The organism is Rhizohabitans arisaemae (assembly GCF_025996515.1).
In the GTDB taxonomy this organism is placed as follows: Bacteria; Actinomycetota; Actinomycetes; order Streptosporangiales; family Streptosporangiaceae; genus Rhizohabitans; species Rhizohabitans arisaemae.
On the sequence record NZ_BLRH01000014.1, the window covers coordinates 40,911 to 59,823 of the forward strand.

Sequence of the window (18,913 nt, forward strand, 5' to 3'; positions counted from 1 at the left end):
GGCCGGTTCCGTCGTCACGGCTGCGGGGTCGCGGCGCCGATCGTGTGCTCCGCCAGCGCGTCCCAGGCGGGGGAGTGCCCGGGCAGTTCCAGGATGCGCCGCAGCGTCTCGGCGTCCCCCAGGCACGCGGTCCACGACTCCCCGATCGTGATGTGCTCCTGCGGGGTCCACAGGATCTCCACGTCGTCCCCGGCCTCGACCCCGCCGTGGGCGACGTCGGCGGGGTGGCCGAGGATCGGCCGCAGGTAGACCCCGGGCCGTGCCGCGTCGAGGAAGGCCTCCAGGCCGACGCCGACGGTGGTGAGGAACGCGGGGCTGGGGATGCGCGGTCCCATGACCTCGAATCGGACCTCGCCCAGGCGCCAGAACTGGCCGAGCAGCATGTTCAGGGCGATGTCCACGCCGGAGAGGGTGACGTTCTCGCCGAACGAGCCGTTCTCGTATCGCCGGTCGAGTTCCCGGCCCCACCGGTCGAGGTCTTCGCGGGCGTAGGCGTAGACCGGGTAGTACACCCCGCCGTGGTCGTTGTCGGCCTGTTCGTCCCCCTCGATGCCGAATTCGGTGACCGGGTGCCGTCCCTGGACGGGGCGCTTGTCGAGGGCGCTGAGCCCGAAGTCCGAAGGCACGGCCGTGCCGATGTTGACCGAGACGACTTTCATGAAGCTCCCCCAGCGTTCGAGTGGTGTGAGTGGGTTGAGTAAGGTGCCAGCGCCCGGGAGAGCTCATCCGGTACGGCGACCGCGGCCATCCCCGTGGCGGTCCGCGCCATACAGGCGATCGTCTGGCCGCCCCGGGCCACGAGCTCGGCGACCGCCCCGCCGATCCGGTAGTAGTCGAAGAGCATGGTGATCCGGTTCCGGGTGGTCTCCCCGAGCGACATCCGCAGCTCGACCCGCTCCATGCCGTACAACTCGGCGAAGTAGTCGCATCGGCAGGAGACGGTGACCAGGGCGAGGCTCCCCTGCCGGAGCGAGGCGAGCACCCCGGGGGCGCGCTCCGCCAGGAAGCGCTCCCGGCAGTGGCCCTGCCAGCGGAGGTAGTTGGTGAAGTAGACGTTCCCCACCAGGTTGGTCTCCTCCAGAGTGACCAGGTGCCGATGGTCGTACGTCCGCACGGCGCTCATCCGCCGCCTCCGGTGAGCAGCGCGACGGCCACCGGGCCCGGGCCGCCCGCGACCTCGGCGACGGTGGAGACGATCGACGCGGACCCGCAGCGGAGGGCGATCCAGCCGTTCTCGTAGACCCCGTTGACCGTGATCGGCTCCGTGGGCGGCCGTCCGATCTTGGACAGGCACTCGACCGCGGTCCAGATCCGGGTGGCCGTCCGCTCCCGCGGCTCGGCGCAGCGGAGCAGCAGCTCGTCGAGGAGTCGGCGGAAGGCCGGACCCAGGGCGTGCTCCGCCCCGTCGCGGATCGGCTCCCAGTCGCAGCCGACGCCGCCCCGCGCCCGGGCCGAGAGCACCAGGCCCCCCAGCCGGCTGCGGGAGCCGCCGCGGTCGGCCGGGACCTCCGCCGCCACCCGAACCCGGAGCGAGGGGTCCAGGCCCAGCGCGATCGCCTCCCGCTGCAGGTAGACGCCGAGCAGCGGGACGGGCCACGGCGTGGTACGGGCCAGCGGGCCCGCGTCGGTCAGCCGCAGCCCCGACCACCGGCGGACCGGGGCGCCGGAGCGGTCCGTCACGTGGACGTCCCAGACGTAGTCCGCGCCGGACTGCGACCGCTGCCGCGCGTGCAGGGTGAGCGGCCCGCCGGCGTCGCGGCCCGTGGTGTGGAAGGCGTCCGCGCCGACCGGGAGCAGCCGCCGATGCGGCACACAGGCCTGCAGGGCGTGCACGGTCGCGTCGTTGATCGCGGGATCGCCCAGCAGGGCGCCGCCGACGGTTTCGGCGCCGGGCGCGAGTTCGGCCCGGCAGGCGTACGCGCCGAGCACGGTGACCTCGGCGACCCGCCGGAATCCGCCGGTGTGGAAGCACAGCGAACCGTAGAGCTCCTCCGGCGACAGCCTCCCGGCCGGTACGGGCTCCGCGCGGCCTTCGTCCCCGGTTCCGCGGGGATCGCGCCGCGCGGGCCGTACCCCGTCCTGGCAAGGATCGTCCGCGGGGATGGGGAAGACGGCGCTGAAGTGGTCGGGGCCGTGGGCGGTCTCGTCGCTGCGGAGCACGGTCCGGATGGCGTCCCCGTCCCGGAGGGCGCAGACCCGCAGGAGCCGTACCCCGTCCTCGGCCAGGACCACCGGCTGGGTGAAGGCGGCGGAGCGGACCTGCGTCAGGGGGCGTCCGGCGAGCGCGGAGGCGGCCTGGGCCATCGCCTCCAGGCCGGCGACCGCGGGCAGGACCGGCAGGCCGTCGATCCGGTGGCCGTCCAGGAGCGGGTCGGCGACGAGGGAGATCCGGCTCTCCGCGATGAGCTCGACGCCGGGCTGGTGGACGCGGACCGTCTCCAGGTACCGGCCGCCGGGGACGGGACGGGGCACGGCCGGGGGCTCGCCCAGCCGGCCGTGGACGGCGACGCCCGTCGGCAGCCCGGGGGTGCCGAGCAGGCGCAGGAAGAGCTCCGTCCCCTCGGCGACGGGGATCGGGGTGACGCCGGAGCGGAGGAGGGAGTCGAGGACGCCGAGCCGTTCGGCCATCCCGGCGCCGGTCCACACCGACCAGTCGAGGTGGAGTACCCGCAGGTCCGGGCGGTCGGCCGCCAGCCGGACGGCGTGTTCCCGGAGGAGGCCGTTGGCGAGGGCGTAGTGGCTCTCCCCGCCGAGGCCGTGCCGGCCGATCACCGATCCGAAGGTGACCACACTCCGCAGGTGCCCGGCGGCGGCGAGCAGGGTGTCCAGCGCGCCGGACTTGGGGGCGACGTGCCGGTCGAAGTCGGCGGCGGTCAGGTCGGCGAAGCGGGCGGGCCGGTTGATCCCCGCCGAGTGGACGAGCATCGTGATCTCGGTGCCGAGGCGGCGCTCCGCGCGGTGTACGGCCCGCCGCACGGCGTCCGCGTCGCCCAGGTCGGCGGTTTCATAGACGACGTCGACCCCTGCGGCGTCGAGCCGCCGCAGACCGGCGGCGAGCACCGGGTCCGTGCCGGGCTCGCCCCGGCCGAGCAGCGCGAGCGGGCATCGGACGGCTTGGGCGAGGGCGATCGCGCACTCCAGGCCGATGCCTTTGCCGCCTCCGGTGACCAGGGCCGCCCCGGAGTGGGCCTGCGGCGCCGCGGCCCGGTCGCGCAGGGACACGGGGAGGAGCCCCGGGGTCCGGAGGCGGCCGTCGGCGTCCAGGACGAACTCGTGGTAGCCGGGCTCCGCGGGGACCCGCACCTCATCGGGCGGGTAGGCGGTGCAGGACCGGATCAGGGTCACCGTGGTCTGCGGATGCTCCAGCCAGAGGCTGCGCAGGAACCCCGAGAGCGCGTCGGAACGGGCGAGCACGGTGATCCGGCCGGTCGCCAGGGCGGCCCGGCAGGCGTCGATCAGTTCGCCGGTCCGGCCCGGGTCTTCGACCCGGATCGCGTCCGTCACGGCGACCGTGGGCAGGAGTCCGGGCTCGCCGAGGGTCTCGGTGAAGCAGCGGATCCACGGGGCGACCCCCGCGGGCGTCGGATCGTGGCCCTCCTCGGCCTCCCCGGAGCCGATCTCGGGGAGGGCGCGCAGCACCGCGACGACCTCGGCGATCGTGGCGTCGGCCATGCTGAGCGGGGCCATCGGGCGCCGTCTGCCGAGGGTGTCGGCGGCGGAGGCGATCAGCTGGGCGACCCGGAAGGAGGTCAGGTGCAGGTCGCCGAGGAGGCGGTGGTCCGGGGTGATCGCCGTACGGGGAAGTTCGGTCGCGGCCGTCACCAGGGAGATCACGGTGGACTCGGCGTCGGCCGGGTCCGCGACGGGCTCGGAGACCGCCGTGACCTCGGGCGCCGGGGCGGGGAACGGGCGGGCGCAGGGGTTCGCCAGGAAGGCGGGGTCGCGCCGGAGGTCGATCGGCCTTTCGCCGCGGCCGGCGAAGAACGGGGCGAGGCCGTCCACGGCGCCGCAGGCGAACAGGGCCGCCATCGTCTCGGCGAGCGGCGTGTCGCCGGGGCCGAAGACGTCCATGCTCACGGCGGGGACGCCGCCGACCAGACCGGCCAGGGCGCTGCCCGGCCCGACCTCGCAGAACAGGTCGGTCGCCGGGGCGATCAGACGTACCGCCTGCTCGAAGCGGACGGGTGCGGTGATCTGCTCGCGCAGGAGCAGGACCGGGTCGTCGCCGTCGCCGAGCGGACCTCCGGTCACGGTGGACAGCAGGGTGCGTTTCAGCCCGGTGAAGGCGGTCGAGGTGAGCGTGTCGGCGAAGGCGTCGGCGCAGTCGGCCATCGCGGGGGAGTGGAAGCCGCGCGAGACGGCGAGCATCGTGGTGGCGGCACCGGCCCGTTCGGCGTGCGCCGCCACCCCGACGATCCCGGCGTGCGAACCGGCCAGGACGTGGGAGGCGGGCCCGTTGTAGGCGGCGACGACCAGCCCGAACTCGTGTGCCCACCGTTCGGCGTGCTCCCTGGGCGCCCCGACGCTCACCATCCCGGTCCCCGGACGGCCCAGCTCGTCCATGATCCGGCCCCGCTCACGGACCAGGACACCGGCGTCCTCCTCGGTGAGGGCGCCCGCCCACACCAGACCGGTGATCTCCCCCAGGCTGTGGCCGACGCCCGCGTCCGCCGTCACGCCGAGCAGGTCCAGGACGCGCAGCCCGGTGAGGGAGGCGTGCAGGATGGCGGGCTGCGCCACCGCGGTGTCGAGCCTGCTCTGCGCGAGCCGCGGCGCGGCCGCCTCACCCGGCCCGGCCTCGGCGGGCTGCGGCGGGAGGTCGACGCGGCTGAGCGGGAATCGCGGGGGGACGTCGTCCGGCGGCAGGCGGACCGGGGCGCCCTGTCCGGGGAAGAGCAGGGTCACCCGGCCGCGGGCGTGGACCCCGGCGAAGACCCCGGGCTCGGCCCGGACCCGGCCGGCCGGGGTGCGCGCCAGGACCTTGCGCGCCCGCAGGGCCCGTTCGGCGAGTTCGGCGGGCGTCCGCGCGGTGCAGGCGACCCGGTACGGGCCGTGGATCGGCCGGGCGGCCAGGGCGCAGGCGAGGTCGTGCAGTTCGGCCTCGGACAGACGCGGCGCGAGCTCGGCGATTCGGGTGAGCCGGTCGACGACGTCGGCAGGGCGGTCGCCGCCGAACAGGAACACCTCGGTCTCGGGCGGTGGGACCGGCGTCGCCGTACGGGCGGCGGGGGGACGCCGGTGGCTCGCCGCGTCGAGCAGGTCCCGCTGGAGCCGGAGGACCACGTGGGCGTTGACGCCGCCGAAGCCGAAGCCGCTCACCCCCGCGTGGCGGGGTCCGTCCGGCCACGGCTCGCAGCGCCGCAGGATCCGGAGCGGGCCGTCCGGTCGCAGGAGGGGGTGCGGCTCCCGGCAGCCGGTGGTGGGAGGAAGGACGCCGCAGGCCAGGCTGAGCGTCGCCTTGATCAGTCCGGCCACGCCCGCCGCGGCCTTGGTGTGGCCGATGTTGCCTTTGACCGAGCCGATCGCGGCCGGGGCCGTCCGGGTGGGCGGGGGGTCGTCGAGCAGGGTGAGCAGGGCGCGCAGTTCGGTGGTGTCCCCGACGGCGGTCCCCGTGCCGTGCCCTTCGAAGAGGGCCACCGCGGACGGGTGGACCCCGGCGTGGGTGTAGGCCCGGCGGAGGGCGCGCAGCTGGCCCTCGGCTTCGGGCCGGGTCATGCCCCCCCTTCCATCCGAGGAGACCCCCCAACCTGCTATTTCTGCATATATCGGGATTCGTTGGGCTACCGCGTCGGCGGTCCGCATCAACGCGACGATCCCGCACCCCTCCCCGGGCCAGAAGCCGTCGGAGTCCCGGTCGTAGACCCGCATCCGCTCGTCGGCGAGCGCGCCCGCCTTGGCGAAACCGATCAGCTCGAACGGGTCGAGACTGAGGTCGACCCCACCGGCGAGGACGAAGTCCGCCGAACCGTCCCGCAGCGCCGTACCGGCCGTGATGACCGCCAGCAGCGAGGAGGCGCAGGCGCCGTCCACCGTGTACCCGCCGCCCCGCAGGTCGAAATGGTTGCAGATCCGCCCGGCGATGGTGTTGGAGAGACCGCCCGCCAGGCTCTCGTCCGAGGTCTCCGGGAACGGGGCGAGGAAGTTCGCCATCGCCTCGTCCAGGATCTCGCGGCGCCGTGCCGGACTCGGATCGGCGCGCTCCAGCGCGGCGGCGAGCACCCGCCGTACGTACGGCCAGCGCAGGCGGAGGGCGTTGGCCCGGGTCACCTCCCCGGTGAGCGTGTTGCCGATCACCACCGAGACGCGGTCCCGATCCAGGCCCGCGGCCTCCGGGAACCCGGCGTCGGCGAGCGCCCGGGAGGCCGTCTCCAGGGCGAGCCAGTGCGCCGGGTCGGCCGTACGGTACACCGGGCCCGGGATGCCGAAGGCGGTACGGTCGAAGACCCAGTCGCGCAGGATCGCGGCCGACGCGCTGTAGGTGGTGTCCGGGACGGACCGGTCCGCGCAGAGGTAGTCGTCGAGGTCGAGGCGCTCCGGGGGGATCCGCCGGAACGCCCGCCGCTGCCCGATCACCGTCTCCCACAGGGCCGCCGCGTCGTCTGAGTCGGGGTAGCGGCAGGCCAGGCCGACGATCGCGATCGACATCAGGGACCCACCCCTGCGGCGACTTCCGCCCGTGGAGGCGGCGCGGGGACGGCCGGGGTGCTGATCCGGCGGTACAGCGCCGACGCGGCGTGGACCAGCCCGCGCCCCGCGCAGACGATCACCAGGGCGAAGAAGAGGCCGAAGACGACGTGGAAGTGGACCAGCAGGCCGTAGACGGCGGCGGTGGCGAGCCCGAACACCACCTGCTCCCGGCGGCGCCAGGGGGTCGTGCCCGGATCGGTGATCATGTAGTTGGTGTAGAGGACGAACGCCGCCCCGGTCATCGGCAGCAGCGCGCTCGGGATCGCCGTGTCGGTGAACAGGCCGCGCAGCACGGCCTGGGCGGCGAACCCGCCCACCCAGCCCAGGATCAGCGGCATCTTGCCGGTCAGCTTGGCGTTGAGCAGCGTGCCGAGCGTCAGCACCACCAGCGGGACCAGCGCGTCGACCGGCCCGAAGACCCACTCGGTGAACTGGTACGGCGGCGCGATGCTCACCCAGGGGAACAGCAGCAGGACGCAGCAGATCCCGAGGTTGGACGGGTTGAGGAAGTGCCGCGCCGGCCGGCCGGGGCCGGGTGAGACGCGCAGCACGTACTTGGAGCCGACCCCGACGAGCGCCGCCAGGACGGTCGGCAGCAGGTGGGAACCGCCGTAGAGGAGCATCGCACAGGCCAGCCCGCCGATGTAGGCGGGGAGGAAGAAGTCGATCACCTGACCGGCGGGCGCCAGGTACCTGGCCCGGCGTCCGTGCCCCCAGGCCTCCGCCGTCTCCAGGACGAACTCGGCGGCCAGCGCGGTGAGCACCCCCGCGATCGGGGTGAGATAGGCCTGCTCGAACCCGAGCACGCTGTGCCCGAGCACCGTGGCCAGGGTGATCGACGCGGCGAATCTGCGGAGCGCCTTGCTCCGTGGGTCGGGGGTCACCGCTCCGCCACCTTCCTGGCCCGGCCGTCCGAGGTGAGCAGGACCTGATGCCAGCCGGGGGCGAAGGTCTCCGTGGTCTTGTGGATGCGGCCGCAGGCGTCCCGCCAGGAGAGGTCGACCCGGACCGGGTTGGCCGTGGTCTGCCCGCTCAGCCCGAACAGCAGGTCGGGCGCGGAGACGCCGCCGTGCCCGTTTGCCGGATAGAGCTGCCGGACCTGCGGCGCCCCCGTGGCGGGCACGAGCCGGGCGACCGCGCCGATGGCGGGACGGGCCGGCAGGGCCGTACGGAGTCCCGGACCCTGGGGGCAGACGCCCGTCGGGAGCTTCAGCCGCAGCCCCAGGAACGGGGAGTGCTCGGACCTGTTGAGGTAGAGGGTCGACTGGCCCCACTGGTTGGCCACCGCGAAGTCCAGACGTCCGTCGCCCTGCACGTCCCCCACGGCGAAGCCGCGGCTCACCGCCTCGGTGCCGACCCCGACCCGGCGCGCGGCGTCCACGTAGCGGCCGTCGTCGGTGCGGGCGAAGAACGTGTTGGCGTTCCGGCCGGAGAGGTCGTCACCGGCCCTGATGTACGGCCACAGGCCCGGATGGGCGACGATCAGATCGTTGGACGTCGCCGTCTCCTGCAGCTGGGCCCAGCGGTTGACCGTGCCCCGGACGAAACCGGTGGCGTGCATCACCTCGTCGACGCCGTCGTTGTTGAAGTCGGCCGCCTTGACGTCCCAGGACCAGCCGGAGCGGCTCAGCCCGAGTTCCTCGCTCCGGTCGTCGTAGGGGGCGTGGCCGCGGTGCATGTCCCGGCTTCCGGTGGAGACGAAGGCGAAGTTGCTCTCCTGCAGGGCGTACGGCTCGGTGATGTTGCTGACCAGGATGTCGGGGATCTCGTCGGCGTTGAGGTCGGTGAAGGCGACCCCCATGCCCTTGAAGGAGTCGCCGCCGACCACCTTGGACTTGGGGGTGGCCAGGTGCCGCGTCCCCCGGGCCGCGCGGAACCTGATCCGGCCCGGCTCCGATTCGTTGATCAGCAGCTGGTCGGGGGCGAAGTCGTTGGCGACATAGAGGTCGGGGCGGAAGTCGCCGTCGAGGTCCTGGGTGCCAAGGGCGAGCGTCCACGCCCCGGCGCCGGAGTCGAAGACCCCCTTGACCTCTTCGAACCGGACGGCTCCCCGGGAGGTCCCGGTGAAGCGCAGCAGCCGGTTGGTTCCCCCGTTGCGGCCGCCGGAGAGCGAGTCCGGCATGACGATGTTCCCGTGGTCGCCGGTGGGGTCGAGGACCCGGGCGCCCTCGGGGAAGTAGTTGCCGAACACCAGGTCGAGGTGCCCGTCCCCGTCGTAGTCGCCGAGGGTGGCCGCGTTGGTGTTCCAGATCTGCGGCCGGTCCAGGAGGTTCTGGTGCTGGAAGGCGATCCGCGCCGGGCGTTCCGCGGGCTTGCGCAGGAACACCGAGGGACTCCGGCCCCAGTAGTACACGACCACGTCCTGCCGCCCGTCCTCGTTCAAGTCGGCGGGCAGGCACCCCATCGGGGCCTCGTACGGCGCCGCGTCCGGCGGCCGGAGGACGAACGGCCGATACCGTGCCCCGCTGCCCGGCGCGGGCTGCACGGTCACGGTGTCGGTGCGGGGGTCGACCAGGCAGACGTCGTCGGAGACGCCGTCCCCGCCGAGGTCGAAGAGGGCCACCCCGGCGCCGACCGAGGAGATCCACGCCCGGACCCCCTCGTAGGAGGGCGCCACCGGGCGGAGCCGCCGGTCTTCGGGCCGGTCCGGTGCCCCGAGCGGCACGGCTTCGAAGCGGAACTCCCGCCCGAGCCTGGTTCGGGCGGCGTCCGAGGTGGGCAGGCAGGTCGCCGCCCACACGGCCAGACTCGCGCCGACCGCCAGGAATCCGGCCGCGTTCCGCCGGGCCAGGGAGCGGATCGGGGGTTTGAGCCTGCTCACGGGTTCTCCCCTTTCCGCGCCCAGATCCTGCGGATCTCGGCTCGCCACCGTTGGAAGTGCTCCCCGCTGTGCGGGTTCTCCCCGAGCGGGATCAGGGCGTCCTCGGTCCAGCGGGCGGCCTCCTCGACGTCGGCCCCGGCGAGCAGGAGCGAGGCGTTCCGGGTGTGCTCGGGGATCGTCCCCGAGATCACCCGGGCGGCACCGGCGAAGGCGGAGCCCTGGGCGAGGTGCGCCTGGAAGCCGGTCCCCTCCGCGGCCCCGCCGCGGGCCAGATCCACCAGGTTGAGCAGTTCACCCGGGGTCGCGCCGCCCACGTAGGTGGCGGCGAGTCCGACACCGCTCCACAGGTCGGGCCGCCGGCGCGGGGCGAATTCGGCGATCCGCAGGGCCACCGACTCGACGTCCGCGCACTCGTGGAACCAGAGCATGCGCCCGAGGCCCTGATCGCAGATCGTCCGCTGGACCGGGGTCATGAGGGTGTGGGCCCGCTGCCGTCCCACCGTCCGGTCGGTGTGGAAGAACCCCTGGTGGAAGCCGAAGCCGTCGAAGGCGAGCCAGCGCAGCAGCGGGTGGACCGTCCGGATTCCCCAGGTGGGGCGGGCTCGCATCCGCGCGTAACCCCAGCCCATGCCGACGTGCACCAGGTGGGGGTGGCGTACGGCGGTCGCGGTGAGGAGCGTGCGCACCCGCCGGCCGCCGGAGAGGGTGAGCAGGTCCAGGATGGTGCACGCCATCCCCGCCCCCTCGTAGGCGAAGCCCCGCAGACCCTCCGGGAGCCGGTCGATCCGGTCGGAGATCTCGTGGCTCGGCGTGGTGAGGACGAGGTTGAATCCGGTGAGGAAATGACGCCCGGCGGTTTCCAGGATGTCCCTGGCCGGTCCGGTCCGGAGCCGGAACCTGCGATGGCCGAAATCCACTTGGTTCAGATCCTGCCAGAGCATTCTGGACGGCCAGTGTGGTTTTTGTGGATTCTCAGGTTTCTCGGTGTCTAAAACAGTCTTTTGGGAATATGGGGCTAACCCCTCTTGTGGTGTGACTTCCCCGTCGTGTAATGCATGCAAGTCGATACCGGCTGGATTATCCAATGCTTCCCCCGAAGCCCCGTGGTCTGCGGTACAGCGGAATAGACCCCGAATTCAGCTGCTTAACGGCCCGACAGACCAAAGCAGAATCTATTTATGCGGGCGGAGCCGGGTCAAGGTCGCCGCTCCATGCTCTCGCTTCTGGGATTAACTGCTAAGAGACGTTTTACGCGGCCCTTACCGAGAAACGGGGACAATATGAACCGGGTACACCGGTGTTTCGCCGGGTAAGAGTATGGAGTCGGACTAAACGGGCATCCCCCCTGTACTGGGGGCGTAGTGGCATCCAATACCCTGGACGTTCAGCATCCTCCAAGGTTCATAGGGTAGAAGTGAGGGTTTACAGAGACGGCAGGGGAGGGAGTGCATGACGGTCCGAGAAGGAAGCCCTGAGTCTGAACTTAACGGGGTGGCCGTCCTGGTCACCGGTGGGACGGGGTTCATTGGGTCGCATGTGGTCCGGACCTTGCTGGAACTTGGGGCCGACGTCACGGTGGCCGACCGGAATCCCCATCCGGACCCGGACGTCCGCTGCGTGACGGGGGAGCTCGCCGACCCCGCCGTACGGCGCCGGGCGGTGCGACCGGGCACACGGGCGATCATCCACCTGGCCGCGGTGACCTCCGTGCTCCGCTCGCTGGAGGACCCCCAGGACGTGTACGAGGTCAACGTCGAGGTCACCCAGGGCCTGCTTGAGCTCGCCCGCGCCGAGGGCGTCGGGAGCTTCGTGCTCGCCTCGACCAACGCCGTCACCGGGGACGTGGGCGCGGCGAGGATCGACGAGAACATCCCGCTCCGGCCGCTGACGCCGTACGGCGCCACCAAGGCCGCGGGCGAGATGCTGCTCAGCGCCTACTCGGCCGCCTACGGGGTCACCGGGACCTCCCTGCGGTTCGCCAACGTCTACGGCCCGGGCATGCGGCACAAGGACAGCTTCGTCCCAAGGCTCATGCGGGCCGCGCTGGACGGGTCGACGATCCAGGTCTACGGCGACGGCACCCAGCTCCGTGACTACGTGCACGTGCACGACATCGTGCGGGGAATGCTGCTGGCCTGGCGTGCCGGGCACACCGGCCCGCTCATTCTCGGCTCCGGGCGTTCCGAGTCGGTGAACGACCTCATCGAGGCCGCGCGCCAGGTCACCGGCGCTCCGATCCCGGTCGACCACGTCCCGGGCAAGCCCGGCGAGATGCCCGCGGTGGTCCTGGACGTCTCCGCGGCGCGGGCACTGGGGTACGAACCGGCCTATGATCTTACGGGCGGTCTGAAGACCGTCTGGTCCGACTTCACGGATGGAGCGCCGGGATGACTCTGCGAGGGGCCACCCGGCCGACCTCCGGTGCGGTGAACACGGTCGACGACCGCGCGTTCGCCGAGTTCGTCGCGGAGTACGGCCCGCGGCCGCTGCCCGAGGTGGCGGTGGTCATCGCGGCCTACAACGAGGCCGAGGGCATCGGCACGGTCGCCGACGCGATCCCCGCCCGGGTGTGCGACCTGGACGTGGCGACGGTCGTCGTGGTCGACGGGGCGAAGGACGACACGGCCACGGTGGCGGTCAAGCACGGGGCGCTCGTCTGCGACGTCCCGGTCAACCGGGGTCAGGGCGCGGCGCTCCGGCTCGGCTACCGGCTCGCCCGGGAGTGCGGCGCCTCCTACATCGTCACCACCGACGCCGACGGGCAGTACGACCCGGCGGAGATCGAGCGGGTGCTGGCCCCGGTCGTCCGCGACGAGGCGGACTTCGTCACCGGCTCCCGCAGGCTCGGCCGGCAGGAGACCGACGACGCCGTCCGTCACCTCGGCGTCCGCGTCTTCGCCGCGATCGTCTCGCTGCTCACCCGCCGGCGCATCACCGACACCTCGTTCGGGCTCCGGGCGATGCGCGCCGAGGTCACCGGGTCGGTGGAGCTCCGTCAGCCGCAGTACCAGTCGTCCGAGCTGCTCATCGGCGTGATCTCCCGCGGGTACCGGGTGGTCGAGGTGCCCGCGACCATGCGCATACGCTCGGCGGGGCGCAGCAAGAAGGGCAACAACCTGGTGTACGGCTACCGCTACGCACGCGTGGTCATGGCGACCTGGTGGCGGGAACGCCCTAGCGGGCGCTTGATTCGCCGTCGGCGGAGCGATCAGAAAAGATGATGTAGTGGAAAAGGCAGAACTTCACCAGGAACAGCACTCCGTAGGTTCCCAGGTAAGCTGCCCCCACGAAGGCCACCCTGGCCACCCCGGTCAGGAGGTATTCGGATGCCAGGCGATCGGCCGCGCCGGTCGCCAGCGCACCGATGATCAGGCTGGCGAACGCCGTCAGCCAGTACGGCAGGAGCTCTCGCACCGGCGCCCGGCCACGCCTGTTCCACGCCCAGCGCCGGTTGAGGACGTAGTTCACCACGGCGCCGGCGGTCCAGGCGGCCACGGCGGCGACCTCCGGGCCGGCCAGGCGCAAGCCGTACAGCAGCGTGAGGACGAGCCAGCTCGCGGCGAAAGCGGCGACGGAGCCGAGGGTGTAGCGCGTGAAAGCGCGCCGCACCCGGACGGGTCCAGCCGGAGTCCGAGTCATCGAATCAGCTTAGTTGGAGGCGATACCTGGCGGTGTCGGGGGATGTATGGCCGCCGATATTTCACAGCAAAGCGGGGAAGACACGTCGAATGAGCGTTTAGAGAGGCACAAACAGATGCGAATCCTGGTTCTCGGCGGCGACGGGTACCTGGGCTGGCCGACCGCGCTGCACCTATCCCAGACCGGTCATGAAGTGGCCGTGGCCGACAACTTCGCCCGCCGTGGTTACGACAACGAGCTCGGGGCGGAGAGCCTCGTCCCGATCGAGTCGCTCCAGACACGGGTCGCGGTGTGGAGGGAGTTAACCGGCAAGTCGATCGGCGTCTACATCGGCGACCTGTGTGAGGCCGACTTCACCTCCGCCATGATCAAAGAGTTCCGGCCGGACGCGGTGGTGCATTTCGCCGAGCAGCGCGCGGCGCCGTACTCCATGATCGATCGTAAGCACGCCGTGTACACCCAGGTCAACAACGTGGTGGGCACGATGAACCTGCTGTACGCGATCGCGGAGATCGATCCCTCGATCCACCTGGTCAAACTCGGGACGATGGGGGAGTACGGCACCCCCAACATCGACATCGAGGAGGGCTGGCTGGAGGTCACCCACAACGGGCGGACCGACCGGGTGCTTTACCCCAAGCGCCCCGGGTCCTTCTACCACCTGTCCAAGGTGCACGACAGCCACAACATCGAGTTCGCCTGCCGGATCTGGAACCTGGCGGCGACCGACCTCAACCAGGGCGTGGTCTACGGCCAGCAGACCCCGGAGACCGCGCTGGACGACCGGCTGGCCACCCGGTTCGACTACGACGCGGTGTTCGGCACCGTGCTCAACCGGTTCGTCATCCAGGCCGTGCTCGGCAGGCCGCTGACGGTGTACGGCGCGGGCGGCCAGACCCGTGGCATCCTCGACATCCGGGACACGGTCCGCTGTATCCAGCTCGCCTGTGAGAATCCCGCACAGCCCGGTGAGTTCCGGGTGTTCAACCAGATGACCGAGTCGATGTCGATCAAGGACATCGCGGCCACGGTGGCACGTTGCTTCCCCGGGGAGGTGACGATCGAGCACCTGGACAACCCGCGGGTCGAGCGGGAGGAGCACTACTACAACGTGGTGCACACCGGATTGGTGGAACTGGGCTTGGAGCCGCACCTGCTCTCGGACACGTTGATCTCGTCGCTGTTCGACATCACCAAGCGGTATGCCCACCGGGTCAACGCGGAGCTGATGCTCCCCAAGGTCAACTGGCGCGTCTCGGCGGTGTGACCGATTGACGGTCTCCGTGGTTCGTGATCATGTGGAGCGGGTTCCGCATGATCACGGACTGCGCCGGTCAGGGCCAGACCGCCTCCGCGTCGGACTCGCTCCGCAGCGTCTTCCCCGACAGCAGGGCGATGTCGGACTCGACCATCATCGCCACGAGGTCCTCGAACGACACCGACGGCTCCCAGCCCAGCCTGGCCTTCGCCTCCTTGGGGTCCGCGCAGAGCAGGTCCACCTCGGCCGGCCTGCGCAGGGACTGGTCGAAGACGACGTACCGCTCCCAGTCCAGGCCGACGGCCTCGAAGGCGGCGGCGACCAGCTCCCGCACCGAGTGGGTGCGCCCGGTGCCGATCACGTAGTCGTCCGGCCGGTCCGCGGCGACCATGAGGTGCATCGCCCGTACGTAGTCCCCGGCGTACCCCCAGTCGCGGCGGGCGTCGAGGTTGCCGAGCCGTAGCTCCGAGGCGAGGCCCAGTTTGATCCTGGCCACCCCGAGGGAGACCTTGCGGGTCACGAACTCGGCTCCGCGCCGGGGCGACTCGTGGTTGAACAGGATCCCGGAGACCGCGAACATCCCGTACGACTCGCGGTAGTTCTGGGTGAGGAAGTGGCCGTAGGTCTTGGCCACCCCGTAGGGCGATCTGGGGTGGAAGGGGGTCCGCTCGGTCTGCGGCGACTCCCGCACCTGCCCGAACATCTCCGACGACGAAGCTTGATAGAAGCGGATTTGTCCGGATTTGGGAGATCGGGAGGACGAGATTCCGGAACAGACGCGGATCGCCTCCAGGACCCGGAGCACCCCCATCCCGGTGACCTCGGCGGTGAGCTCGGCCTGCTCCCAGGAGAGGGGGACGAACGAGATCGCGCCCAGGTTGTAGACCTCGTCGGGCTGGACCTTCTCCACCGCCGAGATGAGCGATCCCTGATCCAGCAGATCGCCTCCGACGAACCTGATGTCCTCCAGCAACCTGCGGACGCGGGTCACCCGGGGATTGGCCTGGCCGCGGACGAGGCCCCAGACGTCGTACCCCTCACGCAGCAGGTGCTCTGCGAGGTAGGAGCCGTCCTGCCCGGTTATGCCGGTGATCAGTGCGCGCCTGGCCAACGGACCCTCCTGGATTCTGATTTGACCACTACTTATGGGGCAAAATCTCCCGTGCCTGGCGAATGTACCCCGAGTGTCCACGCCCTCCCATCCCTGGCCCGCCAGAGTCCGCCCCCGTCGGTAGAACGAGTTCTCACAGGTGGCACACAGCACTCCTTAAGATCGCAGATCGGAGAGGTGGTTGCCCAGATGAGAACAATTTCACATCACCCCTAACCCCACATAAGGGCAAGTTGATTTTGCAAGCTAAGATCAAGGCTCACGTCGCGCCCCGTACGGCGAAGCGAGAGGAGGTCGCGGCATTGGCCGGACCGGACACGCTCCGAGTCGCGTTGCTCTCTTACCGCAGCAAACCCACCTGCGGCGGCCAAGGTGTCTACGTCCGCCACTTAAGCCGGGAACTCGTCGCCCTCGGGCACCACGTCGAGGTCTTCTCCGGACAGCCCTACCCCGAGCTCGACGAAGGCGTCGTCCTCAACAAGGTGCCCAGTCTCGACCTCTACCGGGACGAGGACCCGTTCCGGACCCCCGCCCTCGGCGAGTACCGGGACCTGATCGACCTCCTCGAGGTCGCCACGATGTGGACCGGCGGGTTCCCCGAGCCGCTCACCTTCAGCCTGCGGGTCCTGCGGGAACTCCGCAAACGCCGCGGCGACTTCGACGTCGTCCAGGACAACCAGGTCCTGGGCTACGGGATGCTCGGCATCGGCAAGCTCTTCCCGCTGGTGGGCACCGTCCACCATCCGATCAGCGTCGACCGCAGGATCGAGCTGGAGGCCGCCCGCGGCACCCGGCGCCTGAGCCTGCGCCGGTGGTACGGATTCGTCCGGATGCAGCGCCGGGTCGCCCCCCGGCTCAACCCCATCCTCACCGTCTCCGGATCCTCGCTCGACGACATCCACCGGGACTTCCGGGTGCCCCGGGAGAACATGCGCCTGATCCCGCTCGGGGTGGACACCCGGTACTTCCGGCCCCGCCCCGAACTCCCCAGGGTCAAAGGCCGGATCATCGCCGTGGCCAGTGCCGACTCCCCCATGAAAGGGGTGGCGACGCTGCTCCGGGCCGTCGCCAAACTCGCCACCGAACGCGACGTCACCCTCACCGTGGTCAGCAAGCCGACCCCCGGCGGCCCCACCGAGTCGCTCGTCTCGGAGCTGGCGCTCGGCGATCGGGTGCGGTTCGTGCACGGGATCTCCGACGACGAACTCGGCGAGCTCATCGCCACCTCGGAGATCTCCGTCGTCCCCTCGCTGTACGAGGGTTTCTCCCTCCCCGCGGTGGAGCACATGGCGTGCGGGACGCCGCTGGTCGTCTCACGGACCGGCGCGCTCCCCGAAGTGGTGGGGGACGCGGCCGTCCAGGTGCCCCCGGGCGACCCGGAGGAGCTCGCGGCCGCGCTGCGCGGGCTGCACGACTCGGCCGCGCTGCGGGAACGGGTGGGCCAGGCCGGATACCGGCGGGTCCAGGAACGCTACACCTGGCGCGCGGTCGCCACCCGGACCGCGGAGATCTATCACGAGACCATCAAGTCACGTACGGCTGACGCATGACAAACCTCTGAACGAAAGGATCGGTCTCGTGCTGACCGTCGACTTCGCCCATCTCCCGCTGGGGCCGGGCGATCGGGTGCTGGATCTCGGGTGCGGTGGCGGGCGACACGCCTTCGAGGTGCTGAAGAGAGGCGCCGACGTGGTCGCCTTCGATCAGGACCCCGAGGAGCTCGACAAGGTGGCCGGGATGTTCGCCGCAATGGACAAGGCGGGGGAGGTACCCGAGGGGGCGACGGCCGAGACGGTCGCCGGGGACGCGCTGAGCATGCCGTTCGAGGACGGCGGATTCGACTGCGTGATCGCGGCCGAGGTGCTTGAGCACATCCCCGACGACATGGCGGCCATGCGGGAGATCGTGCGGGTACTCAAACCGGGCGGCCATGTCGCGGTCACGGTGCCGAGCTTCCTCCCCGAGCGGGTTTGCTGGGCCCTGTCCGAGGCGTACCACACCGCCCCGGGAGGGCACATCCGGATTTACACCCTGGCGGAGCTCAAGGCGAAGCTTAAGGCGACAGGGCTGGAGATCGGGATCCATCACCACGCGCACGCCCTGCACACGCCCTACTGGTGGATCAAATGCGCGGTCGGGCTGGACAACGCCGACCACCCGATCGCCAAGGCGTACCACGACCTGCTCGTCTGGGACATCATGCAGCGGCCGGCGGTGACCAGGCTCGCCGAAACCGTGCTCAACCCCGTCCTCGGCAAGAGCGTCGTCCTCTACGCACGCAAACCGGAGACCGTGTGACCCCCGAGATACCCGGCATCGTCTCCGCCGCGGCCGTACGCGCCACAGCCGGGAGCATCGCGGCGGTTCAGGAACCGGACGGCGGCATCCCCTGGCCGGAAGGCCACGTCGACGCGTGGAACCACATCGAGTGCGCGATGGCGCTGACCGTGGGCGGCCTGCGGGACGAGGCCCGGCACGCCTACGACTGGCTGGTACGGCATCAGCGGCCCGACGGCTCCTGGCCGATCAAGGTGGTCCGCGGGGAGGCCGTCGAGCGGGGCGGGGAGAGCAACCACGCCGCCTACATCGCGGTCGGCGTCTGGCACGAGCTGCTGATCACCGGGGACACGGGGTTCGCCCGGCGCATGTGGCCCCATGTGCGGCGCGCGCTGACCTTCGTCGTCGGGCTGCAGACGGCCGAGGGCGACATCATCTGGAAACGCGACGAGGACGGCGCGCCGAGCGACCAGTCCCTGCTCACCGGATGCTCCTCGATCCATCAGGCGCTGCGCTGCGGGATCCTGCTCGCCGAATGCATGGGCGACCCCCAGCCCGACTGGGAGCTCGCCGCGGACCGGCTCCAGCACGCGCTCGTCGCCAGACCGGAACTCTTCGCCGACAAGAGCCGCTGGTCGATGGACTGGTACTACCCCATCCTGGGCGGAGCCGTACGGGGGGCCGCGGCGTTCGAGCGGCTGGCGGCGTCGTGGGACACCTTCGTCGTCCCGGGGCTCGGCGTACGCTGCGTCGCCGACCAGCCCTGGGTCACCGGGGCGGAGTCGAGCGAGCTGGTGATGGCCCTGGAGGCGATCGGGGACCGGGAGCGCGCGGTAAGGATCTTCGCCGAGATCCAGTACCTCCGGCACGACGACGGCTCCTACTGGACCGGGTACCAGTTCGCCAACGACCGGCACTACCCCGACGAGCGGAGCGCCTACACGGCGGCGGCGGTGGTGCTCGCCGCGGACGCCCTGGCCGGCGCCACCCCCGCGGCCGGCATCTTCCGCGAGGTCGTCCCGCTCTCCCGGCCCTCCCTCTCCTCCTAAAGCCCCGGCCGTCCCGCCGCGGACCCCGTTTCGGTACGGCGTCCGGGGCGGATCGCCGGCGCGGCATGGAA

At 71.3% G+C, this 18,913-nt stretch carries 14 protein-coding genes; 6 read left to right on the forward strand and 8 right to left on the reverse strand.

Annotated features, from left to right (window positions below; all coding sequences use genetic code 11):
- Positions 1-14: 14 nt before the first annotated feature.
- From RUR_RS06870 to RUR_RS06895, 6 genes are read right to left on the reverse strand one after another with little or no spacing between them, the layout of a single operon-like run.
- The gene (locus RUR_RS06870; RefSeq protein ID WP_283134066.1) at positions 15-659 is read right to left on the reverse strand and encodes an MOSC domain-containing protein; all 645 of its coding nucleotides are present in this window, start codon (positions 657-659) and stop codon (positions 15-17) included.
- Positions 656-1,123 (reverse strand): acyl-CoA thioesterase, encoded by a 468-nt coding sequence (locus RUR_RS06875; RefSeq protein ID WP_283134067.1) that lies wholly within the window; start codon positions 1,121-1,123, stop codon positions 656-658. Before RUR_RS06875 ends, RUR_RS06870 begins: the two co-directional genes overlap by 4 nt.
- Positions 1,120-6,645, reverse strand: coding sequence for a type I polyketide synthase (locus tag RUR_RS06880; RefSeq protein ID WP_283134068.1), 5,526 nt, complete (start codon positions 6,643-6,645; stop codon positions 1,120-1,122). The genes RUR_RS06875 and RUR_RS06880 overlap by 4 nt, the downstream gene beginning before the upstream one ends.
- Positions 6,645-7,571, reverse strand: a complete 927-nt coding sequence (locus RUR_RS06885; RefSeq protein ID WP_283134069.1) for an enediyne biosynthesis protein UnbU — start codon at positions 7,569-7,571, stop codon at positions 6,645-6,647. The genes RUR_RS06880 and RUR_RS06885 overlap by 1 nt, the downstream gene beginning before the upstream one ends.
- Positions 7,568-9,508, reverse strand: a complete 1,941-nt coding sequence (locus RUR_RS06890; protein ID WP_283134070.1) for an FG-GAP repeat domain-containing protein — start codon at positions 9,506-9,508, stop codon at positions 7,568-7,570. The genes RUR_RS06885 and RUR_RS06890 overlap by 4 nt, the downstream gene beginning before the upstream one ends.
- Entirely contained in the window at positions 9,505-10,449 is a 945-nt protein-coding gene (locus tag RUR_RS06895; RefSeq protein WP_283134071.1) for a DUF1702 family protein, read from the reverse strand. The genes RUR_RS06890 and RUR_RS06895 overlap by 4 nt, the downstream gene beginning before the upstream one ends.
- Before the next feature lie 508 nt (positions 10,450-10,957).
- On the opposite strand from RUR_RS06895, the gene RUR_RS06900 reads away from it, so the two are divergent.
- Positions 10,958-11,899, forward strand: coding sequence for an NAD-dependent epimerase/dehydratase family protein (locus RUR_RS06900; RefSeq protein ID WP_283134072.1), 942 nt, complete (start codon positions 10,958-10,960; stop codon positions 11,897-11,899).
- Positions 11,896-12,729 (forward strand): glycosyltransferase family 2 protein, encoded by an 834-nt coding sequence (locus RUR_RS06905; RefSeq protein ID WP_283134073.1) that lies wholly within the window; start codon positions 11,896-11,898, stop codon positions 12,727-12,729. The genes RUR_RS06900 and RUR_RS06905 overlap by 4 nt, the downstream gene beginning before the upstream one ends.
- On the opposite strand, the gene RUR_RS06910 is transcribed toward RUR_RS06905, so the two are convergent.
- Positions 12,683-13,147, reverse strand: coding sequence for a GtrA family protein (locus tag RUR_RS06910; RefSeq protein ID WP_283134074.1), 465 nt, complete (start codon positions 13,145-13,147; stop codon positions 12,683-12,685). The two genes, RUR_RS06905 and RUR_RS06910, sit on opposite strands and share 47 nt — an antisense overlap.
- 115 nt (positions 13,148-13,262) lie before the next feature.
- Here RUR_RS06910 and RUR_RS06915 point away from each other — a divergent pair, with 115 nt between their 5' ends.
- Positions 13,263-14,414 carry an NAD-dependent epimerase/dehydratase family protein gene (locus RUR_RS06915; RefSeq protein WP_283134075.1) on the forward strand — a complete coding sequence of 384 codons (1,152 nt, stop codon included), beginning with the start codon at positions 13,263-13,265 and terminating at the stop codon, positions 14,412-14,414.
- A 67-nt stretch (positions 14,415-14,481) separates the two neighbouring features.
- Here RUR_RS06915 and RUR_RS06920 read toward each other — a convergent pair whose 3' ends face one another.
- Positions 14,482-15,516 carry a GDP-mannose 4,6-dehydratase gene (locus tag RUR_RS06920; RefSeq protein ID WP_283134076.1) on the reverse strand — a complete coding sequence of 345 codons (1,035 nt, stop codon included), beginning with the start codon at positions 15,514-15,516 and terminating at the stop codon, positions 14,482-14,484.
- A gap of 302 nt (positions 15,517-15,818) precedes the next feature.
- Here RUR_RS06920 and RUR_RS06925 point away from each other — a divergent pair, with 302 nt between their 5' ends.
- Genes RUR_RS06925 through RUR_RS06935 form a run of 3 tightly spaced genes read left to right on the forward strand, consistent with a single transcriptional unit; the run spans position 15,819 to position 18,842 of the window.
- Complete coding sequence (locus RUR_RS06925) at positions 15,819-17,066, forward strand: glycosyltransferase family 4 protein (RefSeq protein WP_283134348.1); 1,248 nt, start codon at positions 15,819-15,821, stop codon at positions 17,064-17,066.
- Positions 17,067-17,094: 28 nt separating this feature from the next.
- Positions 17,095-17,814: a class I SAM-dependent methyltransferase gene (locus RUR_RS06930; RefSeq protein WP_283134077.1), complete on the forward strand. Its 720-nt coding sequence runs from the start codon at positions 17,095-17,097 to the stop codon at positions 17,812-17,814.
- Complete coding sequence (locus RUR_RS06935) at positions 17,811-18,842, forward strand: glucosidase family protein (protein ID WP_283134078.1); 1,032 nt, start codon at positions 17,811-17,813, stop codon at positions 18,840-18,842. Before RUR_RS06930 ends, RUR_RS06935 begins: the two co-directional genes overlap by 4 nt.
- Positions 18,843-18,913: the final 71 nt, after the last annotated feature.

Coding starts and splice junctions, on each gene's coding strand:
- RUR_RS06900 (WP_283134072.1), top strand. CDS start 10,958: ATGACGGTCCGAGAAGGAAGCCCTGAGTCTGAACTTAACGGGGTGGCC.
- RUR_RS06915 (WP_283134075.1), top strand. CDS start 13,263: ATGCGAATCCTGGTTCTCGGCGGCGACGGGTACCTGGGCTGGCCGACC.
- RUR_RS06870 (WP_283134066.1), bottom strand. CDS start 659: ATGAAAGTCGTCTCGGTCAACATCGGCACGGCCGTGCCTTCGGACTTC.
- RUR_RS06895 (WP_283134071.1), bottom strand. CDS start 10,449: ATGCTCTGGCAGGATCTGAACCAAGTGGATTTCGGCCATCGCAGGTTC.
- RUR_RS06910 (WP_283134074.1), bottom strand. CDS start 13,147: ATGACTCGGACTCCGGCTGGACCCGTCCGGGTGCGGCGCGCTTTCACG.
- RUR_RS06905 (WP_283134073.1), top strand. CDS start 11,896: ATGACTCTGCGAGGGGCCACCCGGCCGACCTCCGGTGCGGTGAACACG.
- RUR_RS06880 (WP_283134068.1), bottom strand. CDS start 6,645: ATGTCGATCGCGATCGTCGGCCTGGCCTGCCGCTACCCCGACTCAGAC.
- RUR_RS06875 (WP_283134067.1), bottom strand. CDS start 1,123: ATGAGCGCCGTGCGGACGTACGACCATCGGCACCTGGTCACTCTGGAG.